The organism is Cyanobium gracile PCC 6307, from assembly GCF_000316515.1.
Lineage (GTDB): Bacteria > Cyanobacteriota > Cyanobacteriia > PCC-6307 > Cyanobiaceae > Cyanobium > Cyanobium gracile.
Genome location: NC_019675.1, coordinates 259,538 through 283,549 on the forward strand (window position 1 = coordinate 259,538; position 24,012 = coordinate 283,549).

Sequence of the window (24,012 nt, forward strand, 5' to 3'; positions counted from 1 at the left end):
ATGAGCCTTTACGGGGGGGAAGTGGTCTGCTGGGCCCATCAATCGATTGCCCATGCCTGCATGGACGAGGGGATCATGTATCCGAGTGAGGCATTCGCATACCCATTGGGGATTGATCGTGAAGACCCGGAGACGTCATGGTAATGCATGCAGCCAAACATCGACTATAACGGTTGTCCTGCCGCCGAGCTCTTGCCCCTGTTTCGGGCAGGGACCTACGTTTTGGTGAACTGGTCCGACAAGCGATACGGCTCAGTGGGCGTGATGGATCTCACATGGTTTGAGCTACTTGGTTTAGCATCATCCAGTAACAACCAACCTGCCGAGAGACGTCCATAAACTGGTTGAAACCAAGTGGTTTAACGACATAGCTGTTGACACCAAGCTGATAGCAAGCTTTGAGGTCCTGATTTTCAGATGAAGAGGTCATCACAACAACGATCAAGTCACGAGTTCTTGGTTCGTTGCGGATTCTTTCCAGGACTGTAATACCATCAATCTTGGGAAGCTTAAGATCAAGTAGCGTGAGTCGTGGAAGATCTCTTGCCGGAAGCCCTGAAGAGGAGAGTTCATGCAGGTAATTCAGAGCTTGTTCTCCATCGGTAACGACATCAATCTGGTTCACGACCTTATGGTTTTCCAAGGCCAGTTTGATCAACTCGACATCGTTGGGGTCGTCTTCCACTAGCAGTATTTTGGCGGGATCGATCCTTTCAAATTGCATGTTCAGAACCAGACTTTTCATGAAGCCTATCTTGTCATGGCCATCCACCAGTCGGATAGGGATCCTCTGACGATCGGGTGATCTCTTCTGAAGGGTTCTTCAGTGTGAAGTAGAAGCAGGCACCATGGTCGGGCTGGCCCTCGGCCCAGATGGTTCCGCCATGGCGATGGATGATCCGTTGGACGATGGTCAGCCCAATCCCAGTTCCCTCAAACTCAGACTGAGAGTGCAGCCGTTGGAAGGCTCCAAATAATTTGTCTGCATATTGCATCTGAAACCCGACCCCGTTATCCCGTATAAATATCGTGTGATCCGGCAGGGTACCAATCTGAACTTCCGGACTCACCAGGTGGGTGCTGAATTTGACTGAATTGCTGATCAGGTTGCTGAATACCTGTTGCAAAAGGATGGCATCCCCTTGCACGATTGGCAATGGACCGATCGCAAAGGCCACGTTGTGGGCACGCTGTGAATGCTCCTGGGTCAGCGCGATGGCCTGGTCCACCAAGACTCGCAGGTCCACGGGTTGGTACTCCATCGGTTTGCGACCCATGCGAGAGAGGGACAGCAAACCGTCAATCAACTGGCCCATCTTCTGACTACTGGCCTCAACAACCTGCAGATAGTGCGCGACTTTGAGGTCGTCGAGAGCCCGTGATCCCTCCAGCCTCTGCTTCAGGGCATTGACGAATCCATTGATATGCCGAAGGGGCGCCCTCAGGTCATGAGATACAGAATAGGAAAAAGACTCGAGCTCCCGGTTACTCGCTTCCAACTCAAGTGTACGCTGTCTTAACTCGGCTGTACGCTGCTCTACAAGTGTTTCGAGATTTCGGTTGAGTTGCTCTAATTTGCATGTTGCCTGAGCCCGTTCCAATTCGGCGGCCGCGCGACAGGCAAACACATGAAGCAGCATCTCTGCATGCGTCGGATCCTGAAGCGGACCCTTGTCGAGGATGCAAAGACTTCCGATCACCTGACCGCTGGAACCAAGCAGCGCAATCCCCAGGTAGCTCTCCGCCTGCATCTCAGTGAGGTCAGTGTCCTCCGGGAAGTGTTGTTGCACAGCACTGGACACATGAAATGTCTTCTCTCTCAATGTGTAGATGCAGGGAGTCTTCGCGGGGTGGTAACGAACGGCAGGCTGCAGCGACCCGTTCGCCCAGAACGCCAGACTATGTAATTCACTGTTCACAAGTTCAGTGACAAGCGCATAGGAGACATTCAGTGCCTTCGCGATATGACTCACGAGTGTTGGAAAAAAATCCTGCCCCGTCACGGCAGCGGTGGCTTCCACCAGACTCTGGAGTTGCTGCTCTGCGGCCTTGCGTTCAGTGATGTCCTGACCGAGCCCAAGCCGGCGTCCATCAGAAAGGCGTATGTGGGCCCATGTTGTATCCACCACTCGACCATTGCGGACTAAAGTCTTGAAATCTCTCCAGCTTGAATCAGCGACCATCATATGTTCAGCAACCTGACGATAGTCTTCCGGATTTGGATAGCACGCACGCAGCCCATCGATGGTTTTGTATTCTTCCATGCTCCATCCCGTCAAGGTCTCCATTCCACGATTCACCATCAGGACTTCATCATTGCTTGAGTAGAGCATCACCATCGCCGGGAGGTGATCAATGATGGTCTGCAACAGTTCTTTCTGCCGCTGCAGCTGCTCCTGCTGGTGTCGTCGATCAGTAATATCCTGTGCAAAGGAGAGCACTGATTGAAGGTTGCCCGAGCTATCAAATAGCGCTGATGAGTGCCACTCACAGCTGATGATGATCCCGTCTTTCCTGTAGTTGCGATTCTCGAAACGGCAGCTCTTGGTGAGTCCTTTTCTCAGAGCCGTCATTTCTTCCGCGACCCAGGCGGCATCTTCTTCATGGACAAATTGCCAGCGAGGAATGTCCATACTTTGAACTTCGGCCTCACTCCAGCCAAAGATGAGCTCCGCCTGCTTAGACCATCGCCTGACTCTGCCATTTCGATCCCACTCAATGATGCCTAAGAGTGATGTATCAAAGTGGTTGTCCAGGGCTTTCATGGATATGCTGAGTTCCTCTTCGATTCGTCTGCGATCGGAAATATCCCTTGCCACAATGATGACGCTGTCTTCGGTCATCGGCGAAACACTTGCCGTGTGCCAGACTTCTTGTCCTTCAATCTCTAGCGAGTAGTCAATATGGATGGTCCTTTGGGCGGCCAAGGCCGCCTGAATCCCTTCAAGGACCCTGTCTGCCTGTGCCTTTGGAATGCTTTCATGGAGCGTCTTACCCAGTAACTCTTCTGCGGGTCTGTAGAGAACTGCATTGGTCGGGGCGACTTTCAAGCAGCGTCCTTCTCGGTCTCTGACCGCCACTCCATCGGTCATGGCCGCAAAGAGTGCTCGGAATTCAGCTTCCGAGTTCTGAAGCGACTGTTCCGTATCCTTCCTTTGGATGGCTGTTGCCAGAATGTTGGCGACTGCCTGCAGGAAGTTGACATCATCCTTGGAGAATATTCGCCGCTTTCGGGAGTGAGCAGCAAGGATGCCGAAGGGTTGACTCTTGCCATGGATGACCACGCTCAGGCCGCTCTGCACCAGATGCTCCCGCTGCAGGCTCGATGCGTTGAAGCGAAGATCTGCTTCCAGATCCTCCACGATCACCGTTTGATTCTTCAGCAGGGAGTACCCACTCTGGGTGCAGGGATCAAGGCTCATCATCACCTGACCCACCAGATCCGGCCGCCACCCAAAACCCGCCTTGAGCCTGAGATCTGTCCCGTTTGGCAGTTGTTCGAGAATCATGCCGTAGTCGAGGTCAAGGCTTTCAGCCACCAATGACACGGCTCTGTCCATGACCACGGCCAGATTCGTTTCTGCGACCGCCAGTTGTCCAAGCTGAGCCACAGCATCCTGCTGTCGTGCGTGGATCAGAAGTGATTCTTGAAAGAACTTCCTTTCGGTGATGTCCCGGGAGACTCCTACCAGCTCAACCGCCTTGCCTTCACGATCGAAGACGGGGGTTTTGATCGTATGAAAGTAGCGAATGGTTCCATCGGCCCGTTGGTGGGGCTCCTCAAGTCGTTCGATCGTTTGTCCAGTCTGGAACACTTCCAGGTCGTCCCGTCGATACTGGTTTGTATTCTCTGGATTTAATGAAACGTCCTTCAGTCCCTTCAGATTCTCCGAGGCCATGCCGAAATAATGGCAGGTTGCCTGATTGGCATACATCACTCTTGAATGACTGTCTTTACAGAACACCATGTCCTGGACTGAATCGAGAATCTGCTCCTGGCGATGCACGCTCTCCTGGAGTGCCAGTTCGGAGTCCTTCCGGTCGGTGATGTCAACCACCACACCGTCCCAGAATACGTCGCCATTTGGTTGGCGCTGCGGGGTCGACTTTGCCTCCAGCCATTTATAGGTACCTTCCGGGGTCGCCAATCGCAGCTGTTGTTTCCAGGGTCGCAATGTCCGGGCGGAATCCGCGATTGAGTTCTGCATGGCGGACACATCGTCGGGATGGACTCGCCCCCAGACCGCAGCAACGTCTTCGAGACATGTCTGCAGAGGCATGCCGAAAATATCCTTGGCATTCTCGCTGAGGTGGGAAAAATACTCTCGACCGTCTGGCTCACGAACATACCTGTAGACAATGGCCGGCACGTTGTCGTTCAGTTGCTCCAGTTGACGCAACTTCTCCCGTAATCGTGTCTCCAGCTGTTTGCGGTCGGTGATGTCCAGCAGCGTTCCAACAAAACTGACTGGCCGGCGAGCTATCCCCTGTCCCTCGAATTCGGCCCTGCCATTGGCCAACACCCAGCGTTCCGAGCCGTCATTCCAACGGAGCCGATAGTCAATTTCGTAGATTCCGTCGGAGTCAGGCTTCATGGCCTCCTCCACAGCCGTTGCGACCCGGTCCCGATCCTCCGGATGCACCCGCTCTAGCACTTTGCCCATCGGAAGAGGACGAGCGTCCTGCGGTTCCCCACAGATCTCTCGCATCCGCTTGTCCATCTCGACATGATTGGTGTCGATCTGGATCCGCCAGGCTCCCAGCCGCCCGACCTGCATGGCCGAGCGTGCCCATCCTTCCCTTTCCCGCAGCTCCGCTTCGACTTTTTTTCGATCGCTGATATCGGTGATCACGCCAATGAGCTGCCGCTCTGAGAGGACACTGTCCTGTGACAGTTTTCCCCACATGGCCACCCAGCGCATGTCCACCCCGGGCCGGCAGAGGCGACATTCGATGGCCAAGGCTTCGCCGCCTTCCTGGGTTCTGGTCACGGCTTGATGGAACCGATCGCGGTCGTCGGAATGGATCAGCGTCAGCAGCGTGTCTTGATCGCCCGGCAGCCCTTCCGCCGGCAGCCCCAGAATCGATCCAGCCCGCTCCGACCACTCCAGTCTGCCCGTGGTCAGGTCTTGAGCCCAGGTGCCCATCTGTGAGGCCTCCAAGGCCAGTTGCAGGCGCAATCTCTCGGCCTGGAGGGTCGCCTCAGCCCGTGCCCGCTCGTCGATGTCGGTGTGCATGCCGATTACCAGAAGCGGCTGCCCTTGGGGGCTCCAACCCACGCCATCGGCGTGAACCCGCCGAGCCCATGACTCCAGATCGGTGCCGACCAGGTGTTCCGCGTTTCCCTGCGTGGCCGTTCTCCGTCGGGAAACGGTGATCTGCTCGGTCTGAATCCTGCCGTCCGACACACCATGGCCGTTGCCAGCGAGCATTGCTGTTGTCGCTTGCCTTCTTCACGTTCTGCCCGTTTGCCAGACCCGCAAGCCTTTGCCGTGCTCTTCATGGGGAACAGGCAGTCTTGGCTGATTCTATCAAGAAAATGAAGATCGCTCGCTTCGCGCCTGTCCGCCCAGCACCCGCCGGTGCGTCCAAGGCTTCTAGGTGGAGCTCACGTCGGCGCCCTTGAGGCACTGCTCCACCACTTCGCGGGTGTTGGTGGAGAGCCCGGCTGCCGCCAGCCCCTCCAGGGCTTCCCGCATCCGCTCCCGCCGCCCGGGGCCGTAGCTCTGCCAGCGGGTGAACACCTTGGCCATGCGTGAGGCCGTGATCGGGTTGCGCTGGTCCAGGGCGACGATCTGATCGGCCATGAAGCGGTAGCCGCTGCCATCGGCGCCATGGAACACCGGCGGATTGCCCGCCAGCCCCCCCAGCACCGCCCGCACCGCGTTGGGCGCCGCCGGATCGAAGCGGGGATGGTCGAGCAGCCGCTGCACCCGCTCCAGCCCATCGGCGAAGGGGGCGGACGCCTCCAGGGCAAACCAGGAATCGAGGATCACCGGCTTCTCCTCCCAGCGGGCGTAGAAGGCGTCCACCGCCTCCTGGCGGGCAGGGATCGGATGGTCCTGAAGCGCCCGCAGGCCCGCCCGGGCCAGGGTCATCGAGGGGCCATCCACCGCCGCGCGGGCCGCCGCGATCGCCGCCGCATCACCCGCGGCCACCCGCCAGCTCCAGATCGAGCCGGTCAGCATCCGGTCGCCCACCCCCTCGGGCCACGCCAACGACCACTGGGCGCTGACCCGCTCCAGGGCCCGCTCCAGGGGCTCGGCCAGGGCCTCCCCGAAGCGGCGGCGCAGGGCCTGCAGGGCGGCGAACAGGGCCGGCGGATCGGGCTCCGGCGCGGCGTCCTCCAGTTCGGCCAGGCCCGGCAGGGCCAGCAAGACGCTGCGGCTGGCCTCCGAGAGGGAGGGATCGGCCAGGATCCGCTCGAAGGCGGCGATCAGGGCGTCCTCCAGCACCAGGTCCACCCGGCCGGCGGCCCGCCGCAGCAGGGCGCGGCGCAGCAGCACCTGGCCCGCGTCCCAGCGGGCGAAGGGGTCGCTGTCGGCGGCCAGCAGATGCACCAGCTCGCTGGAGGGCCGCCCCAGTTCCACCTTCACCGGCGCCGAGAACTGGCGCAGCAGGGAGAGGGCCGGGGGCGGCGCCTGGGCCGGCAGCCCCTCGAAGCGGAAGACCTGTTCCTCCTTGTCGATCAGCAGCAGCCGCGTGCCCGCCCCCCAGCGGCGACCCAGCAGGGGGGCGGCGCCGTGGTCGGGGTCCTCAGCCACCAGCCGCATCGGCAAGGGCTGGCCCGCCTGGCCCACCAGCCCGACGGCCAGGGGGATCACCAGGGGCTGCTTTTGGGGCTGGCCGGGGGTGGGCGGGGTGGCCTGGCGCACGAACAGCTCCAGGGTCCCCGCCGCCTTGTTCCAGCGACGCCGGATCCGCAGCATCGGCGTGCCCGCCTGGTGGTACCAGCGGCGGAACTGCACGAAATCGAAGGGCGGCAGGCGGCAGTTGTCGTCCACCTCGCCGGCGGCGTCCTGCATCGCCTGGACGAAATCCTCGCAGGTGGCGGCCGTGCCGTCGTGGCGCTCCACGTACAGCGCCATGCCCCGCTGGAAGGTCTCCTCCCCCAGCAGGGTGTGCAGCACCCGGATCACCTCCGATCCCTTCTCGTAGATCGTGGTGGTATAGAAATTATCGATCGCCTGGTACTGATCCGGCTGCACCGGATGGGCCGTCGGCCCCGCATCCTCCCGGAACTGGGTGTTGCGCAGCATCGCCACGTTCTCGATCCGGTTGAGCGCATGGCCATGCAGATCGGCCGAGAAGCTCTGGTCCCGGAAGACGGTGAGCCCCTCCTTCAGCGACAGCTGGAACCAGTCGCGGCAGGTGATGCGGTTGCCCGTCCAGTTATGGAAGTACTCGTGGGCGATCACGCTTTCGATCCGCTCCAGCTCGCCATCGGTGGCGGTGGCGGCGTCGGCGAGCACCAGCTTGGAGTTGAAGATGTTGAGGCTCTTGTTCTCCATCGCGCCCATGTTGAAGTGGCGCACCGCAACGATGTTGTACTCGTCGAGGTCGTAGGCCAGGCCATAGACGCGCTCGTCCCACTCCATCGCCCGCTTCAGGGAGGCCATGGCGTGGGCGGTGAAGGGGGCATCGCCCGGCTCCACGTGCAGGCGCAGCTGCACGGTGCGGCCCTCGGCGGTCATGAACGTGCCGCGCACCTCCTCCAGCCGGCCCGCCACCAGGGCGAACAGATAGGAGGGCTTGGGGAACGGGTCGTCCCAGACCGCGTAGTGGCGCGGGGCCCCGTCGGGCCCGCTCGGCAGGTCGCCGGCCTCGACGCCGTTGCCGTTGGAGAGCAGCACCGGGCAGCTGTCGCTGTCGGCCTCGATCCGCACCCGGAAGCGGCTGAGCAGGTCGGGACGATCCGGGTGATAGGTGATGCGCCGGAAGCCCTCCGCCTCGCACTGGGTGGTGACCATCCCACCGCTGACGTAAAGCCCCTCGAGGCTGGTGTTGGCCCGTGGGTCGAGCCACACCGTGCTGGTGAGCATGAACGGCCGCCGGGGCGGCTGCAGCACCAGCAGCCGGTCGGCCTCGATCAGGAAGGCCCCGGCGTCCAGGGGCACGCCATCGATCCCCAGGGCCCGCAGCTCCAGGTCCACCCCCCGCAGCTCCAGCGGCTCCAGCGCCGCGTCGGCCCCCTCCGGCGCGCCGGGCCTGGGGTGGAACGTCAGCCGCGCCTCCACCAGCGCATGGTCGGCGAACAGGCGCACCGTCAGGTCGGTGCGCTCCAGCAGGTAGGGCGCTGGACGGTAGTCGGCGAGGTGGACGACGGCCATCGGAGTGTTGGCGAGGGGGAGGGGGTCGAGGTGGAGGGCCTCAAGACGTGCGTGGCGGCGCCCGCCCTGCCCGCTTGATGGATGCGAGGCGATTCATCATGCCGTCCGAGCGCATTCCAACGGGGCTGGTTGTCCCAGTGGGGAGCACGGCGGAGTTGCTTACCGTGCTGCGCAGCGTCGGGATGGCCCCTCAGCGGTTTCCCCTGCCCACCATCGACGCCACAGGACGCGGATCCCTTTGCTTCGGCTGCGCAGCCGAAACAAGCACCCGAAGTGAAGGGATCAACGCGCTGGCTGCTGGGCGGGGCTCCTGGATCCGCAGGGGAGGCTCGCCAACCCCTTCTGTTCGTTCGGCGTGGGAATCGCCGCCACCTTCAGGGCCTTGCGAACGTTGGACACCGAGAGGCCCAACGACACCAACTCCAGTTTCCGGTTCAACAGGACGCCAACCGGCTGACCTGTTTCATCAAGAAGCGCCCCCGGCCATAGGGGGTCGGCGTGGGTTCCATTGATGCCGATCAGGCGATCGTCGAGAAATACCCCTCCGCCGCTCATCCCTTTCCGCACGGCGGCCGTTGAGGTGAGATCAAAGCCTCCCTGCAGTGGTTTGGCGAGCAGGGGCAACAGCAGACCGCTGGCTTCGGTGTACTGCGGTGCCGTCAGACTGGCTTGGCTGGGAGTGGGAAAGCCGCTGGCTGTGACCAGTGGAAACTCCGCAAGCGAAGGCGGTGGACCGTCAATGTTAGCGACGACGGGTGTCTTCCGTTTCTCAGCGGAGTTGAGAGAATCAGGCTGCCACACCAAGGCCAGATCCACTGACTTGGTCTGTTGATTTTTGCCCGTGGGGCGCAGGACGTGCGCAGCCGTTGCTCTGGCGTCGAATCTGCTGACACACACACGCTGGAGGCCCTCCACCACGTGCTGGCTCGTGGCAACAAGATAGCCTCCATTCCTGTAACCAACCACCACCCCAGAGCCGAGTGGATCGCCATCAACAGTTGTCAGAAGGGCCGTAACGTGGCGCCGATGGATTTCATTGACGACGGATTCATCGGCCCAACTGGGTGGAAGCACAAAGCATGACAACAGGGCGAATCCACAACGAGCAAAGTGACACTTAGAAGAGACGATTCGCATCCGCTCCCGTTGGCTCAACAGCCGGGACAGCAGGAGTGGTGACAGGCGATGGATCAAGAAGCTCATTGATACTAAGGTAAGTGCGCCCATTCGATTCAACCAAAGGAGCCCTGGCCTTTACACGCACATCCAATAGATTCTGCAGGGTGGCCGAAGCGCTTTGCCCAGGCTTTAAAGTGTAAAGTAGGCGATCGCAACCTCCGCCCATGCTTGTAGTCGTGCAGATCACAGGCATATCATTAATTCTGCCAGTTGTTAGGTACTTAAGCCTGCCTTCACGATTATAGATGTCAAAGCGAGTGGATACATCCTGGCAGCGACGCGCTGCCGTCCATCCAGCGTTATCAAATGCGCGGCTCGTCCAGCGAATCACGGGAACCGAACGACCATCCGCCGTGGCAGCGACGGTTGTGGGCACTCCCCCGATGGTGGAGCAGAGGAAGCTTCTGGCGCGGGCTTCCGCTGGATGGGGGACGACAACAGAGGCTGCCCCGGCCACCAGGGCCGAGAGCATGAGCGCAAGCCGGCTGGAACTCGCAGGCATGGAATAGATTGCAAATGATTCTCAATAGTCTAGCGCGATTCTATCTGCTATTGGAGCAGGTCAACAAATCTGAACATCGGGCGATGTCGCGAAGGTTCAGCGGAGGAGCCTGCTCGACGTGGACTGCGTCGTTTGGATCGCCATGGCGACAAAGAGAGGCTATCAACTCAAGTCATGGGTTGACTCGAATACCGGTTGAATCATGCCAACGCCCTTCACGTCCATAGAGAATCGACTTGGCTAAGGGCCTATTCCGCGTCACATGTTGACGTTAACTTGGCTAGCTCCTTCAGCTCTTTCCCGGCGATATGGTGGCGGCCAGGCTTCCAGGCGGGTAGATCAATGGTGATCGACTGACCTTGATTCGCTGCCTTCACCAGCTCTTTGGCGGAGAAGTAGTGGATATCCGTAATGAAACCTTCATCCGCTGTGGTCTGATTCCCAATGTAATCGCGCTTTCTGGGGAAGTACTTGTAATTCGTCCCATGGGGCCCTGTCAACTGGTCTTTGTTCAGGGGTGGTTCGACCGTAACGCCGTTCACAGCAATCTGCAGGATGTTGGCTGCCTGAGACGTGTGGCGTACCCGTCCAGTTTCCACCGTGCTTCCAGTGAGGAAACTTCCTTGAAACCTCTCCGCTTTCTCCGCCCAGCCAATGCCCCTCACGCCGATGGTGCACTCTCCTTTCTTCTGGATCACATAGACATAACTGGCATCGATATCAGATGTGCCCATGGGACAAAAGAATAGGCAAAGACGTCGATGAGTATCCGAGCCGACCTCGCCAATGATCCCAACTTTGGGGTGGCCTAAGACGGAGCGTTTCGTGACGAAGACCGTACCCACTGGGGCACCGTCAAAGCTGTCAACCAAGGGAACGACCCGATTAAAGATGAGCCTACCTGGATTAAGGATATCTTCGTCGCTCAGTTGATTACGACTGGCAACTGCTGGTTGCGGCGACAGGCCAAGATTCATGATGCCGATAGCCATCAGAATCAAGCGGAACGGCTTCATGGGTGTGACAGGCGTGAACAGAATGGAATCAACATCTAAAACCAAGCAAGATAGGGTTTAGGAGCATCCGGCTAAGATGGTATTTAACGACGACTCCTCTCGCCTTCCAAGCTGAATGTCAAGAAAGTCTGATCCTGAACCGGAACCACGTGTGATACGCATTTTAGCGGGATTTGGCCTGAGGTTTTCAGGCTTGACCGTCAGAGGGCTTTCCAGCTCAAGCCAGTGCAATCCGCTGATGGAAGGGCCTGTTCTTCTGTAGCGTTGGTCTGTCGTAGCGGAACGAATCAACAGGGAACTGGGCTGCGCCATGATCGCGGCATTGGTAACCGGAGTGAATGTGATCCGACGAGCCACCCCTGGAATCTCAAGCTTCTGGATCCACTTGCTTGGGTTATTGCGTAGACTATTCTCCCTCAGCTGAACACCAAGCAGTGCTGAGTTTACAAGTGCGTAGCATTTGTTGGTCGCCGTGTTGCGAAGAATTTGGGCATAGGCCGCAAATGTGTCGCACTGTCCAAGCAGAGATATGGCATCATTGTCGCCAGTAAAGCAATTGTTGCGCTCTGAGTATTTAAAGATTGCCGACTGATATTCCTGGCTGTTGTCGTCGGTGCGAGTCTGAACCTGCCCAACATTCAGTGCAAAGATGTTGCACTGGGCAAAGATTGATGAGGCAGGTAAGCCTGAGCACTCGGCGACGATGTCTCGCGAGAAGGTGCATGTGGGCTTGCTGTTGGTTTGTACGGCGGGGGGCGTACAAATGAATTCTTCCGCCTTGGCCAAGGAAGTAAGGCCGAGCTCACTGCAGAGCAGCACGCTGGCCAAAGGTTTGAGGAAGGAGGTGCGTTGCGTCTGAGTCATGATCTGAAAACTGAAGCGTCTGATGGCATGGCAGTGGCGTCAGCAGACACCGACCAGGCAGACGGCACGATCTGACCTGGGCATCGTAAATCCATGACGCCGAAGGAAGCGGTGCAGCAATGGTGCCGAAACACCTCTTCCGCCAACTCTCAAGCGCTCTCGAGAATCCACATCCTGGCTGTCTCCGACGGTGTCAGACATTCCGTGGACAGCGATCAGTTCTCCACTGCTTTCACCGATCACAGGGCCCCCACTGTAACCAGGACGTGTTGGGGCATCATAGCTAAGATCATACCCATGATTGTCATTGTACTGGCTAATCCTGCCCGTGGCTGTAGCCGGAGCTACCCTCTGTCCAACACCGTGTTCCTGATCAAGGGGATATCCTTTGATATGAACTCTGGTTGAAACAGTGATCGCGCTGGCTCTGGCGAACGGAATCGATAGGCTGTTGGTGCAGGTGGCAGCAGGGGTGAAGGCAAGGTCCAGTGCTTCATCGACGGTGAAGGCCGACCTTGACAGGCTGAACTTCTGGCCGAGCGGCGTATGGACGAATAGTGGTTCGCTAGCTGTATTGCCTTTGATCACATGAAAGGCCGTGACGATGACACAGCGCCCGTTGCTGTCTGGACCGATCACGAAGCCACTGCCATGATCGCCTGCGGTGTTGATTTTTAGGATCCGTTGATCCAGTTGCTGCTTTGGAGTGGCCTTTGCATCGGAATCGGGCACGGCGAAGACCATCACCGCCAGGTTTAGTGTTGACAGAAGCGTGAAGATTCTCCGAGTGGACAATGTCATCTGAGGGAGCAGTCGTCGAAAAGTTGTGGTAATCGGTATTCATCTAAGTTGATGATTCTCAGATGTCCTCAGCCGCCTTAACAGGGCTCACGGCTCTTGTGATGCTGATGGGGGACCCAGAGGTGGTCAATGGATGACGGCCTATAAACCATCAGAGCAATGGTAATCCGGATGGAGGGTCCTGCTTCACATTGGGTCGCACATCGATGGATGTCTGGTCACCTTCCTTTGAGACGGCACCGTAATGAATGGCTGCCGTCGTCCAGGCTCAGATGCACGTAAGTCGTCATGTCGTCGACCAGTTGATGCTCCTCCCAACCAACCCGACACGCGGATGGAGCACTCTGGCTTCTGCGGTGTTGGCTCTTCAGGCTATCGCAGGCAGACGTTTGATGCCTGTTGCCGCCGCCCCGTAGGGCCCTGATGGCTGTGACGTTCGACAGCTGATGGCGGGGCGATGCCTTTGGCGGCTTTCCACCAGGGCGAGATGGCCGAACGACGATGGCGATGGGCTTGGTTCGGCATGCCACTCACTGACTTCACGATAAAGTGAGTGCCTGTGATGGGACTCGCATGCCAGAGGCAGAGCTGGAGCGCAACGGAGTTGTTGTCCGTCAACAGATTGCTTCCCGATTGACTCTGACGATCGGTCGCAGCGATGTCAGCGATCTGATCGTACCGACCGACTGGAGTGAATGCTCGCGGGTGCAGGCGCAACTTTGGTGGCATGAGGGCATCTGGTGGTTGCGGGACGGCACGACGGAACGTCCCAGCATCAACGGCACCTTTCTGCTGGACGGCACTTCCGCCGGCCATGGCTTAGCCCTCAGGGCGGGGCCGGATCTCTCCTTCGTGATCGGCCGCGGGCCTCTGGCGATCTCCGTGACGCTCCGCGGGCTTAGCCGTGGGGTCCATGCACCATCTCCAGAAGTTGTTGGGTCTGTTGCCTCTGGTGCTCCCCCATCGTTGAGCCCTGAAGACGATAGTCATCTGATCAGGATCGGTCGCAGTCCGGATTGTGATGTGGTACTGGATGATCCCAGCGTTTCGCGTCTACATGTTGTTTTGCGGCCCCATGTTGATGGCTCCGCCACTGTGGAGGACTGGAGTCGAAATGGCGTTTTCCTCAACGGCTTGAAGGCGAGTCGTCTAAGTCGGATTCAAAGTGGCACGACCTTGCATATCGGCCGGGCTCGCTATGTCTGGCAGTCGGGAGCGCTTCTGCAGGCAAATGACTTTCAGCATTATGACCTTCATGTCCGTCAGTTGATGTTGAACGGCAGGCTTCAGGATATCTCCCTGTCGATCAATGGAGGTGAACTGGTTGCTCTTGTTGGTGGCAGCGGAGCCGGCAAGTCAAGTCTGTTGACGACGATGGCTGGCCACAATCGTTCTTACCACGGTCTGGTTGCTGTGGCTGGAGAAGATCTGCGTCGCTCTATTAATGCCCTTCGCCCTCAGATGGGCTTCGTACCTCAGGATGACATTCTTCATGAAGAGTTGACCGTGCAGGAGGTTCTTCGGTTTGCAGCACGGCTGCGCCTGCCCGATCAGGAGGCCCAGGAGCAGGCTGTTGAGCGGGTGCTAGATGTTCTTGAGATCGGTCATCGTCGCCTGTCGCGGGTGCGCCAACTCAGTGGCGGCCAGCGAAAGCGGGTGAGCATTGGCATGGAGCTGGTGGCGGATCCGCGCTTGCTCTTTCTTGATGAACCGACCTCCGGTCTTGATCCCGGACTTGATCGGAGAATGATGCGCCTGTTGCGTCAGTTGGCTGACAGGGGACAGACGGTCGTACTCGTTACCCACGCCACCGCCAATGTCGCCTTGTGCGACCAGGTTGTTTTCATGGCCAGGGGTGGGCACCTCTGCTTTGCAGGACCACCAAGGCAGTGCCTTGATCATTTCGAGGTGGGGGATGATTTTGCCGCTGTCTATGAACATCTAGACGGTGATGATGATCGCATTCAGATGTGGTCGGAAAAGTTCCGCAGCTCCCCCCATGGCGTCTTGCCTTCGATCAACCCACTTGGCGTCGGGGCTCCAAAGCCTGGATCCATTCGCACGCCCATTGTCTCCTTTCCTGATGTCAGCCGGTTCATTTCCCAGGTGCGAACCTTGGCCCATCGAGAGCTTTTGATTACCTTGCGCGATCGTGTGACGCTCGGCCTTAACCTGTTCACCGGACCGTTCGCCATCTTGCTGTTGGCCTTGGCGATTCAGGATCGTGGTGTGTTTATCGTGCCGACTGGAGAGATCACGGCGGAGAGCATGCCACTGGCGATCAAGGTTGTGTTCTTGATCACCTGTGCCTGCCTCTGGAGCGGCATCAGCAGCCAGGTGACCAGTGTGGCAAGGGAGCGTCCAATCTATGAGCGTGAGCGTGGTTTCGATCTCATTCCTGCTGCGTACTTGAGTTCCAAGATGCTGCAGATGTTGTTGCTTGGCCTGGCCCAGGCTGTCATGATCTCTCTCACTGTCGTGTTGCTTTTTGACCTTCCTGGGGGTCTTTCGATTGGCGATCCTTGCCATGGGTATGGCCTTTCGGCGTTATTGACAATCCTGGCCAGTGGCTCGCTGGCCCTGCTGGTCTCCACGTTGGTCCGTGATCAGCGTCAGGCCAGCAGCACCTCTCCACTGTTGTTGATGCCCCAATTGATTCTTTCTGGCGTCCTATTCCCTATTGAGCAGCTTGCATTCCTGTTTCCCCTTGTGGCCAGTCGCTGGTCGGTGAAGCTTTTTGGAGCCTTCTCTTCCCTCAGCAGCCTCTCATTGGACGTGGAGATCCCAGGTCTCGAACCACTGGATGTCAGTCCCTATGCTTCAACGACTGGCAATGTCCGTGAATCTCTTGGGGTTCTTCTGACCCAATGGCTTTGTTTTGGTCTCCTGGCCCTGATCAGCCTCTCTCGGCGGAGAGGGTTGTAATCGTGCCGGTCTTTCGCGGTAGTCTGAGCCGACGGCAGGGCTAGGGATGGACGACTGGCTATTGGGACAGCGGCTTGCTGAAGCGTTGCAAACGCAATCTCACCCACCCCCGTCGCATGCCATTGCCGTGTTGAGCGATCTGCTCGGGGCGGACGTCAGTCTGTTGCTCCCGCTGAGGGACCTAGTGAGTCGTCCAGGGTTCCAGTCTCTTGACTCCTTGCGCTTGGGTCAAGGCAGTCGCAAGGCCCAGCGCGATGCACTGCTCCAGTCGCTGGGAGAAACCTATAACCCCCAGGTTTTGGCTCGCCTTGCAGCTTTTCTTGATGGTTATCTGGAGTCCCAAGCACCAAACAGTGTCTCGGACGGAGGCTCCATTCTGCCGAAGTCATCTGCCCAGCCATCGACGGTGCCGGTCTCTTCCTGGAACCCCGCCTCCACGGTGCCGATGACCGTCATCGCTGACCCTCAGGACCTGGCAACACCGCCACCTGGTGTTCCTTTCGCATCGCCGCCTGCGTCAGCTTCAACCGCAAGCATCTCCGACACGCGATCAAGCCGTAGGCGGATGCCGTTACTGGTTGCCGGCTCGGTTGTGGTGATGGCCTTGGCGGTGGGCGCTGCCCTTCGATCCAATGTTCTGTGCGCACCCTTTGGGCTGTGTTCAGCCGCTTCCATCGCTGCCGCGAATGCAGCGCTGGATGAGGCGCAGGAAGCTGCCGTCGCCTTGGGCAAGGCCAAGGACCTCACTGCCTATGAGCAGTCCCTCGCTGATCTTGATCGTCACCTTGACAAGATTGAGACCGATGCGTTGCTTGGTCGTACTGGCCAGGACACCAGGAAGCAGCTCGAAGAGAAGGCACGCAAGGGGCGTGACCGTTTGAAACAGGAGGAGGGTCATCAGTTGACCGTTCGGCAAGTCAAGTCCGGTCTAGATTCGACGGATGCCATGCCTTTGGAGGCTGCGACTGAGCGTCGCTCCGCTCTGCTGCGTCGCTTGGAGTCCGTTCCCAGCGAGAGCTTTGCCTCTTCACAGGCCGTGGCACTGCGTGAAGAGCTTGCTCCACCGCGGCTGCAGCCAGTCACGGTGCCGACGGCTCCAGATCCTATCCCTTCGCTTGATTCCGCTCCCTTGATGCCCCAAACTCCTGCTTCCGCAGGACGCTACGTCCCACCACAATCTTCATCTTCACCTGCAGCTACGGGTGGCCGATCGACTGGTCCCTACCGTGAAGTACCTCTTTGGTAGAGAGCCAGTCTGCTCTTTGATTCCCTAGTTCTACAAGATCTTTCTGTCATGCCACGACAATAGCTTTCAATTGGCGCACCATTTGTGAGTGAGGTGGCTTGGCTCGCAGTTTGCTGTGACTGACTCTGATTTCCAGCCGGCCTCAGATTTCACAAACTCGACCGATCCTTTCAACTCCTGCACCGCCCCTTTTGCCTGAGCATTCCCTGTCGGCAGGAGGCAGATGAACACGTTCTTACCGGCTGGTGGAGACGGGTTGGAGTCAAGACAGAATGAATTATGTCCACTGGGATATTCTAACTTTGCCTCGTAGTCAAGCCGGTACTTTCGAACATCATTCTCAGTGCTTGCAAGTCCATCTGTCTTTTTGAAAGACGATACCCGCACATCACCCAAGCTAAAGGATCCTAGCCATGGATGTGGCCAACTCGACAATCGTTCCTCCAATACTTGCCTCGCCTGGCTTTCCGAAGGAGTTCCCTGCAGGGAGCAACTGCTCAGACAAACAGTCCCCGTCATGACTACTAGCCTGAGGATGGCTGTTGTTCGGTGCATCTTTTACTATCGACTCTCCTTAGTGTAAGCCTTGAGCCACCTTCTGCGCCAAGATGGATGAGGCCATTCCATCCCGACCACTTCAACGAGCATGGTGGCGATGGAACTGCTCTGTGTGTCCTCACAGCGGCGGGTCCCAGGCTTGTGTCCGCCGTCAAATTAGTCTCATCATCGCAAGCTCTCGACGGATATCTATCAGGAGTTGAGGAGCCACCTGCCGAACCTTTCGCTAGCAACTGAAAAGTTCTACCTATCCGTAGCAGAATGATCCATCTTCACTAAAGTTGCCCCGCTGCCATCAAGAGTGAGGGGGATCCCTGGATCCCTCCATCTTCATAGAGGTACGGATCTCAAAGAACCAACTCCTGTGCTAACTCGACTAAGGCTAAGCCCCAGCTGGCGGCTCTGTCACACAGACAATTGTCAATCATAGTTCTTTTTACTTTGGTTGGCACATTCTATTGAAGGTAGCTGCTCATTGGTCGGGGCCGCTGATGTCACACTGAGGTGAATCTTTTTCTCCCTGAGCTCGGGGTCTTCATTAATGATCTGGTTGAGCTAAGCACGCTCCATGCTGGTGTGCAGCTTTCTGTCGTAGGGCTTGTGGAGGTATGCCTGTAAACTTAAGAGAGGCATGGCATTGCTCGAGAGGCCCTTCTGTAGGCAGAACTCACTTCTGACTTAACCTTATTCTTCAAAAAAACTCTAGACGCTGGGTTCAGCACCTGTGGTCATCAATGGACATTCTGCTGTTCCTAACGTGACTCCGGCAGAGACCTACTACTGAGTTGGTGAGGTCAATGCATTCCTTGCAATAGGCGTGAGAACCCACTTTACAATATGGAATCTCACGCGGGAGCATTGAGCTGATAATGCTAAACTACTGTGGGATTTCATGAAGCCTCTTGTCCATGCGAGAGCACACGCTGTTTTTGTTACGCAAACTTCCAACAATGCTTCTTCTGCCGATAAACCTATCGTGTATTCTGCCGAACATCGTTCTTGCAGGTGAACTGCCTCCTTCAGGTTCACGTCCAGCTTGGTCAACCTTTGTTGGCCCTGGTACGGGCAATGGAGGAAGGGTGTGGGTCAAGGTTACAAGCACCACGTCCAACACCAAGATTACAGTCTGGATTCCACCAAGCCGCCAGGGCGCAATCACCAATGTCTATCGGGGAGTCTGCCTGAGACCAGGTTGCGTGTTCATCTCGGATTCAGACTATCTGCCTGAATACCGACGGAGGATACTAAGAAGCTTTACTCCCAAAGGATTTGTCCTCGGGGACTGGAACTACACTTATGAATAATTCACGGCTATTCAACAGTGAACGTATTGCACGACAAGTCTGGATTATATGTGTAGCAATAACCAGGCCCGATCTTTGTCTAGGTGCTCTGAGGTGGGTGCCTTTTATTGGACAGATGCGGCCCCTGACATCGTTAGCCTCGGACGGGAGGAACGGGATTCGGCATCAGTGTAGACCTCATGGGGAGTTCTGCCTCCCAGGGAGCTATGGGGCCTTACATGGCAGTACCTCCACAGGAAGCGGGCCAGGCTGATCTCCGCCTCCCAGCCATCGCTGTAGGCACGCAGATACACTTCCTCATACTTGACGGTGCGCCACAGCCTCTCCACCAGGATGTTGTCAAAACAGCGCTTTCTTCCTGACCAGCTGATCTGTATCTCCTCATCCTTGAGTCGTTGAACGAAGGCTGAGGAGGTGAATTGACAGCCTTGGTCGGAATGGAAGATCTGTGGCTTGCGGCCGCTCGCCAGTGCCATCGCCAGGGCCTCCAAACAGAACTCCGTGTCAAGGCTGTTGGAGAGTCTCCAGGCGAGCACGTGCCTGGAGAACAGGTCCACAATCGCCACCAAGTACAGGAAGCCCTTCCGCAGTGGGATGTAGGTGATATCTGTCGCCCAGACCTGATCTGGAGCCGTGAGGAGCTGGAGGTCCACCAGGCAGGGAAAGCGCTCGGATGGTTTACCCGATACCGTGGTGCGGGGTTTCTGATAGATCGCTCGTAAACCCATGCGCTGCATGAGGTTTCGGACACGGTCGCGGGTGATCGGGATGCCGTCTCTGGCCAGGTAATGGACCATCCGCCGGCTGCCCGCGGTGGGATCCTCCAGGTAGAGGGCATCGATCCTCGCCATGATCTGCAGCGTGGAGTCACGGACAGGCACCGGCTGGTAATACAGCGTGGAGCGAGGCAGGCCCAGCAGCTCGCATTGGCGAGTGACCGTGAGATCAGGGTGGCCACGATCGACCAGTTTGCGCAGTTCACGGGCATCAGAGGAGTTGAGACTTTTTTTCAGCCACTCCAGCTCCATCTGGAGCTTGCCGATCTGCTGGAACAGCTCAGCCTCCTTGGCCTGGCTCTCATCCTTGGCCTGTGTCTTTTTGCCCCGGGTGAACAAGTCGCTGGCACCCTCCAGTAGTTGCTTCTTCCACTGGCTCACCTGGATCGGATGCACCGCGTGGTCGGCGGCGATCTCCTGAAGCGTCTTGCGGCCACTGATCGCCTCCACGGTGACTGCCAGGAAAGATGACGCCCCTGCCGTTGATCAGGCGGCCATGACCAAGGTAGCTGGATCAATGGCGTTTTCTGGACGCGGTGGATTGATCCAGACCACTTTCGGCTGACGCCAGCATCGGGTTCCGCGGCTCCAGCGGCGGGGGTGTCGCTGGCGGGCCTGCTCGTAGAGACGGGCGCGGTGACGACAGAGTTCAACGGCCTGACCGCTGTGGCGCTGATCAGGCGTCACGAACCGGATGGAACTGTGGCGGTGCCTGTGGTTGTACCAGGCCACGAATGCACAGGCCCAGCTGCAGGCCTCTTCCTGGCTGCGGAAGGGACGCCTGGGGTAGTCCGGTCGGTACTTGACCGTGCGGAACAGCGACTCCGAGTAGGGGTTGTCGTTACTGACCCTCGGCCTGGAGAAGGATCTGAGCACCCCCAGCTCCTCCAGCCGGCTCTCCAGCGTGGCAGCCCGCATGGCGTTGCCGTTGTCGGCATGGAGGATCAGAGGTTGGGGCCGGCCCTTACTGATCCGCTCCCGTAGGCAGGCCCTGCTCACCAGATCAGCGGCGATCTGGGCCTCCTCCCGCTCGGCGACATCCCAGGCCACCACCTTGCGGCTCCAGACGTCGATCACCAGGTAGAGGTACAGCCAGACGCCACGCACGCTGGTGGGCAGGTACGTGATGTCCCAGCTCCAGACCTGATTGGGCCCTCTGGCCTCCAGCCGCGGCACCGGCCGGGGCCCTTGGGGCGGCCGGGCACGGCCACGGCGATGGGCCTGGCCATGGTCATGAAGCACGCGGTAGAAGCTGCGCTCAGAGCCGATGTAGATCCCGCGATCGGCAAGGATCGGCACGATCTGCCCCGGTGGCAACGCCGCGAACTCGCTCTGGTTGCAGGTGAGCAGGATCCGCTGGCGCTCCTCGTCACTGAGCCGGTGAGACACCAGGCGGCGACTGCCTTTACGGCCGTCCAGGCCGCCCCCATCACCCACGAACTGCCGCCGCCAGCGCTGCAGCGTGGTGAGCCCCACGCTCAGCAAAGCGGCCACCTCTCGGGCCCGCGCACCGGCCGCCATGGCGGCATCGAGGATCTCCAGGGCCTTACGGCGATCGGCCGCCGCAGTCAATCCCCCTCGTCCTCGCCCCAGTAGGCCTGGATCTTTTTTTGAGGCGATCAGCAGTGCCGCCGCCTCCGCCAGGGCCTTGTCCTTGCGGCGCAGCTCCTGCTGGAGCCGTTTGATCTCACGCTGGTCCTCCTGGTGCCGCTTCTGGAGGTCCTTCTGATCGGCCATCGTCAGCAGCGGCTGGGCATTGGCATCCTGGGCTGCCTGACGCCAGCGGTCCACCTGCTCGGGGAACAGGCCCCGCTCGCGGCAGTATCCACCCAGTTCAGTCGCGTTCAGCCCGGCGGTCTCCAGCACCACCGTGAACTTGTCGGCTGGGCCCCAACCCTCGGGGTCCTTCTGGGTGGCCGGCACCACCTCGCCCTGCAACCGCCAGGCCTTCCGCCACTTGTAGAGCGTGATCACGTGGATGCCCAGCTCTGCTGAGATCTGGGCCACGCTCTGCCGGTGCGGTGGACTCATCCGCCTTCTCACATCAGCTTTGACGGCCTCGCTGTAACGGCGCATTGCTCTGCTCCATCAAGCCCCCTGGTGGAAAAAGCGGTCAGGATGGAGAGGCGTCAACTTTCCTGGCAGAGGGGGCCATGGCGACCTTGGCCTTGAACTCGGGGCTATGGGTGCGGCGTTTGCTCATGGGTGGGAGCCCCCTTCAGGGGCGGTGCCCCGCCTCACAGGTTAACGATGGAGCCTGTCCAGAAAAACCAGACCACCTCACTCTTGCCTTCGAATTATTTGATGCCCTGGTGCCGGACATCAGCTTGCTTTTCGCTGCAACAACGGCCTTGCGTTTCGCTTACTCCTGACAGCGGAACATCGCAATCTGGCAGATTTCAGAATCTGTTTGTCCGATTGCTCATTGGCAACAACGAAATGTTTCTAACGGGGCAATAATATCCATATACCTCAGTCCCTAAGGCGTAACGCATTCCGGGGGTAAATGCCTGGTTTGGAGACAAGAAAGGAGAGATCTCGATAAGTCGGCTTCCAGGAAGGAAGCAAGTAAAAGAACTGGGCCGTTATTCAAGTCTATCATAAGATAACGTTGATGTGATACCAATGATTGTAAGGACTACTAGCTGATGGAGAAGGCTTAAGTCATGACTCTGCCAATGTAGTCATTCACTGCTTTACAGTTGTCTGGGTCACCCATGGCATCCGATGCCGCAACAATGGAATGCATCCTGGAGCGACAGTTTGCTCGATAGCGTAGAAAGCTAACTTCAGATCAGGAGTCAAGGGTACTAGCGTTGCCATTTCTGATGATTGAATTGCTTCCTAGTCATGTATGCCTCTCAGCGCTTCCTTCGACAACTGTTCTAGGTCATGGAACAGATTTCCATTTGACACGTTGATAGCAGCGCTCTAGCTAAGGGCCGCCGCGTTCCCGCCAGCAGCCACCACTTGGTAATGGTGGTGATTGCTGAACAATGGTGATAGTTCGTGATCTCTTCATGGATTCAGCACCTTGAAGTCCAAAGGAAAAGCTGACAAATAGAACATGAAGATAGTAATGCAGCGGTATAACGACTGAGTCTTGGACGCGTTCCATGGAAAGCCAGGGCGAGATTACGATCCAACTCAGCCTAAGCCCAGCTCTCATAGTTGAGAATGCACGACTTCTTTCTGTTACACAGACAGCAATGGCGAATCCAAAAGAAACGCGAGACACTGCTGACAATGAAGAATTTCATTCCGGAAGGTTGTTGTTACTCTTCTCCTCGTTGCTGTTGGCTTGCCTCGTAAGTTATGGGCCGGAAGCAAGGGTGTTTGCTGCTGCAGCAATCACAAGAGTTCCTTGCGTTGAAGGTGGAGACTGGAATTACACATTATCGAATCAATGGATTTCTTCTGCACGAATGACTGGATTCAAGCAAACAAGTCCAGGTTCTCGAGGAGTCTGCTCCCTGAAAGCAGACCCTGCAGGATACCGCTGGGTAGGTTGCATATGAAAGAGAGTAACTAGCGCCAATGCCTACTTCTCAGGGAGGCCAGGCAGAGGCCTTGATCGATTAAATCATGTGATCCAAACTGAATCGATGCGAGATGGAGCGCCGAATGTATGGGTTGGTTCATGTTGGATCAGGAATTGAGTTTTGCATAACCTCCAGCACACCTCAGGCCAAGGATCATAGTTGGCAGCTTGGCATATAAACAACCTCGACTTCGTAGGGTCCTGTGGCACGTTCATGGAGTGATGAAACCTGAACCTGATAGTTGCCCGCCATCCTTGGGCAAAACTCAACCTCATGGGAGTCACTTCCCTCAAGTCTGTTGCTGGGACCTATCACCTTAATGGTAGGACGAAATGTTCCTGAGGATGCCCTTGCAACGACCCCACCGCCAACTCCACAGGAACGAGCTGGGATCTTTTGCGATGAACCGACGCGATAGTCCCAACACCTGAATGAATGCTTCCCGAAATGTCGCCCATTATTCCTGAGGGGAGAGTCACTTGTCAGTTCGGACTGGATTGGATAACCAGGAATGTGCCAACTCTGCTGTGCAAGCGCTGTGGCTCCCGATAATGCCCCCAAGATGCACGGGAGTGTTCCATTACGAACAAAGCGGAAAAATTGACTCATGATTCAAGAAGCGCAATTGTGGCTGGAAGCCTACAGAACGACTATCTACAATCCAACTATAGAACATCCTGTCCTGGCGAGGCGGGATAGCATGCTTTTAGATGGTTTTCTGAGCCTTCTTTGGGACTACGAAAAAATGGCGCGGCTATGGCAGAGAGCCGCGCCATCGTGAAAAGGATTCAGACCGGATGGTCATTCCCCATTTCAGCTGGCCTTGTTCGCCGACAACACGTTGACCGACGGACAAGGGGCTTCACGCGGGACATGGCCTTTCAGAAGCTCAGAAAGGACGCCCAGCAAAGGGATTCTGCCAAGCGCTGCGGTCTACGCCTGGCACCCTGCCCATCCGAACCAGGGTCA

At 57.9% G+C, this 24,012-nt stretch carries 12 protein-coding genes; 1 reads left to right on the top strand and 11 read right to left on the bottom strand.

From position 1 onward, the window contains the following. Nucleotides 1-271: 271 nt before the first annotated feature. From CYAGR_RS16760 to CYAGR_RS16770, 8 genes are all read right to left on the bottom strand, one after another. Nucleotides 272-772 (bottom strand): response regulator, encoded by a 501-nt coding sequence (locus tag CYAGR_RS16760; RefSeq protein WP_245552570.1) that lies wholly within the window; start codon nt 770-772, stop codon nt 272-274. Next, nucleotides 759-5,432 carry a PAS domain S-box protein gene (locus CYAGR_RS18005; RefSeq protein WP_156818340.1) on the bottom strand — a complete coding sequence of 1,558 codons (4,674 nt, stop codon included), beginning with the start codon at nt 5,430-5,432 and terminating at the stop codon, nt 759-761. The genes CYAGR_RS16760 and CYAGR_RS18005 overlap by 14 nt, the downstream gene beginning before the upstream one ends. A 165-nt stretch (nt 5,433-5,597) precedes the next feature. Continuing rightward, complete coding sequence (gene pepN, locus CYAGR_RS01205) at nt 5,598-8,330, bottom strand: aminopeptidase N (protein ID WP_015107920.1); 2,733 nt, start codon at nt 8,328-8,330, stop codon at nt 5,598-5,600. Between the two features lie 282 nt (nt 8,331-8,612). Further along, nucleotides 8,613-9,533, bottom strand: a complete 921-nt coding sequence (locus CYAGR_RS16765; protein ID WP_015107921.1) for a S1 family peptidase — start codon at nt 9,531-9,533, stop codon at nt 8,613-8,615. Further along, on the bottom strand, nt 9,448-10,011 hold the full coding sequence (locus CYAGR_RS16265; protein WP_156818341.1) for a COP23 domain-containing protein: 564 nt from the start codon (nt 10,009-10,011) through the stop codon (nt 9,448-9,450). The genes CYAGR_RS16765 and CYAGR_RS16265 overlap by 86 nt, the downstream gene beginning before the upstream one ends. Nucleotides 10,012-10,259: 248 nt before the next feature. Then, nucleotides 10,260-11,027: a hypothetical protein gene (locus CYAGR_RS18010; RefSeq protein WP_156818342.1), complete on the bottom strand. Its 768-nt coding sequence runs from the start codon at nt 11,025-11,027 to the stop codon at nt 10,260-10,262. Between the two features lie 57 nt (nt 11,028-11,084). Then, the gene (locus CYAGR_RS18015; RefSeq protein ID WP_015107924.1) at nt 11,085-11,891 is read right to left on the bottom strand and encodes a hypothetical protein; all 807 of its coding nucleotides are present in this window, start codon (nt 11,889-11,891) and stop codon (nt 11,085-11,087) included. A gap of 39 nt (nt 11,892-11,930) precedes the next feature. Next, nucleotides 11,931-12,692: a S1 family peptidase gene (locus CYAGR_RS16770; RefSeq protein WP_015107925.1), complete on the bottom strand. Its 762-nt coding sequence runs from the start codon at nt 12,690-12,692 to the stop codon at nt 11,931-11,933. Between the two features lie 573 nt (nt 12,693-13,265). Between CYAGR_RS16770 and CYAGR_RS16775 the strand changes: the two genes are divergently transcribed. Beyond that, the gene (locus CYAGR_RS16775; protein WP_015107926.1) at nt 13,266-15,617 is read left to right on the top strand and encodes an ATP-binding cassette domain-containing protein; all 2,352 of its coding nucleotides are present in this window, start codon (nt 13,266-13,268) and stop codon (nt 15,615-15,617) included. 661 nt (nt 15,618-16,278) lie between these two features. On the opposite strand, the gene CYAGR_RS01220 is transcribed toward CYAGR_RS16775, so the two are convergent. From CYAGR_RS01220 to CYAGR_RS01230, 3 genes are all read right to left on the bottom strand, one after another. Further along, on the bottom strand, nt 16,279-16,515 hold the full coding sequence (locus CYAGR_RS01220) for a hypothetical protein (protein ID WP_156818344.1): 237 nt from the start codon (nt 16,513-16,515) through the stop codon (nt 16,279-16,281). 2,314 nt (nt 16,516-18,829) lie between these two features. Continuing rightward, nucleotides 18,830-19,951, bottom strand: coding sequence for an IS3 family transposase (locus CYAGR_RS01225; RefSeq protein WP_015107929.1), 1,122 nt, complete (start codon nt 19,949-19,951; stop codon nt 18,830-18,832). Nucleotides 19,952-19,987: 36 nt separating this feature from the next. Further along, entirely contained in the window at nt 19,988-21,577 is a 1,590-nt protein-coding gene (locus CYAGR_RS01230; protein ID WP_015107930.1) for an IS3 family transposase, read from the bottom strand. Between the last annotated feature and the right edge of the window lie 2,435 nt (nt 21,578-24,012).

What these genes read in the sequence shown, in the direction of transcription:
- CYAGR_RS16770 (WP_015107925.1), bottom strand. Translation starts at nt 12,692, where the DNA reads ATGACATTGTCCACTCGGAGAATCTTCACGCTTCTGTCAACACTAAAC.
- CYAGR_RS18005 (WP_156818340.1), bottom strand. Translation starts at nt 5,432, where the DNA reads ATGCTCGCTGGCAACGGCCATGGTGTGTCGGACGGCAGGATTCAGACC.
- CYAGR_RS18010 (WP_156818342.1), bottom strand. Translation starts at nt 11,027, where the DNA reads ATGAAGCCGTTCCGCTTGATTCTGATGGCTATCGGCATCATGAATCTT.
- CYAGR_RS16765 (WP_015107921.1), bottom strand. Translation starts at nt 9,533, where the DNA reads ATGAGCTTCTTGATCCATCGCCTGTCACCACTCCTGCTGTCCCGGCTG.
- CYAGR_RS01220 (WP_156818344.1), bottom strand. Translation starts at nt 16,515, where the DNA reads ATGACCCTCCTCCTGTTTCAAACGGTCACGCCCCTTGCGTGCCTTCTC.
- pepN (WP_015107920.1), bottom strand. Translation starts at nt 8,330, where the DNA reads ATGGCCGTCGTCCACCTCGCCGACTACCGTCCAGCGCCCTACCTGCTG.
- CYAGR_RS01230 (WP_015107930.1), bottom strand. Translation starts at nt 21,577, where the DNA reads ATGCGCCGTTACAGCGAGGCCGTCAAAGCTGATGTGAGAAGGCGGATG.
- CYAGR_RS18015 (WP_015107924.1), bottom strand. Translation starts at nt 11,891, where the DNA reads ATGACTCAGACGCAACGCACCTCCTTCCTCAAACCTTTGGCCAGCGTG.
- CYAGR_RS16265 (WP_156818341.1), bottom strand. Translation starts at nt 10,011, where the DNA reads ATGCCTGCGAGTTCCAGCCGGCTTGCGCTCATGCTCTCGGCCCTGGTG.
- CYAGR_RS16775 (WP_015107926.1), top strand. Translation starts at nt 13,266, where the DNA reads ATGCCAGAGGCAGAGCTGGAGCGCAACGGAGTTGTTGTCCGTCAACAG.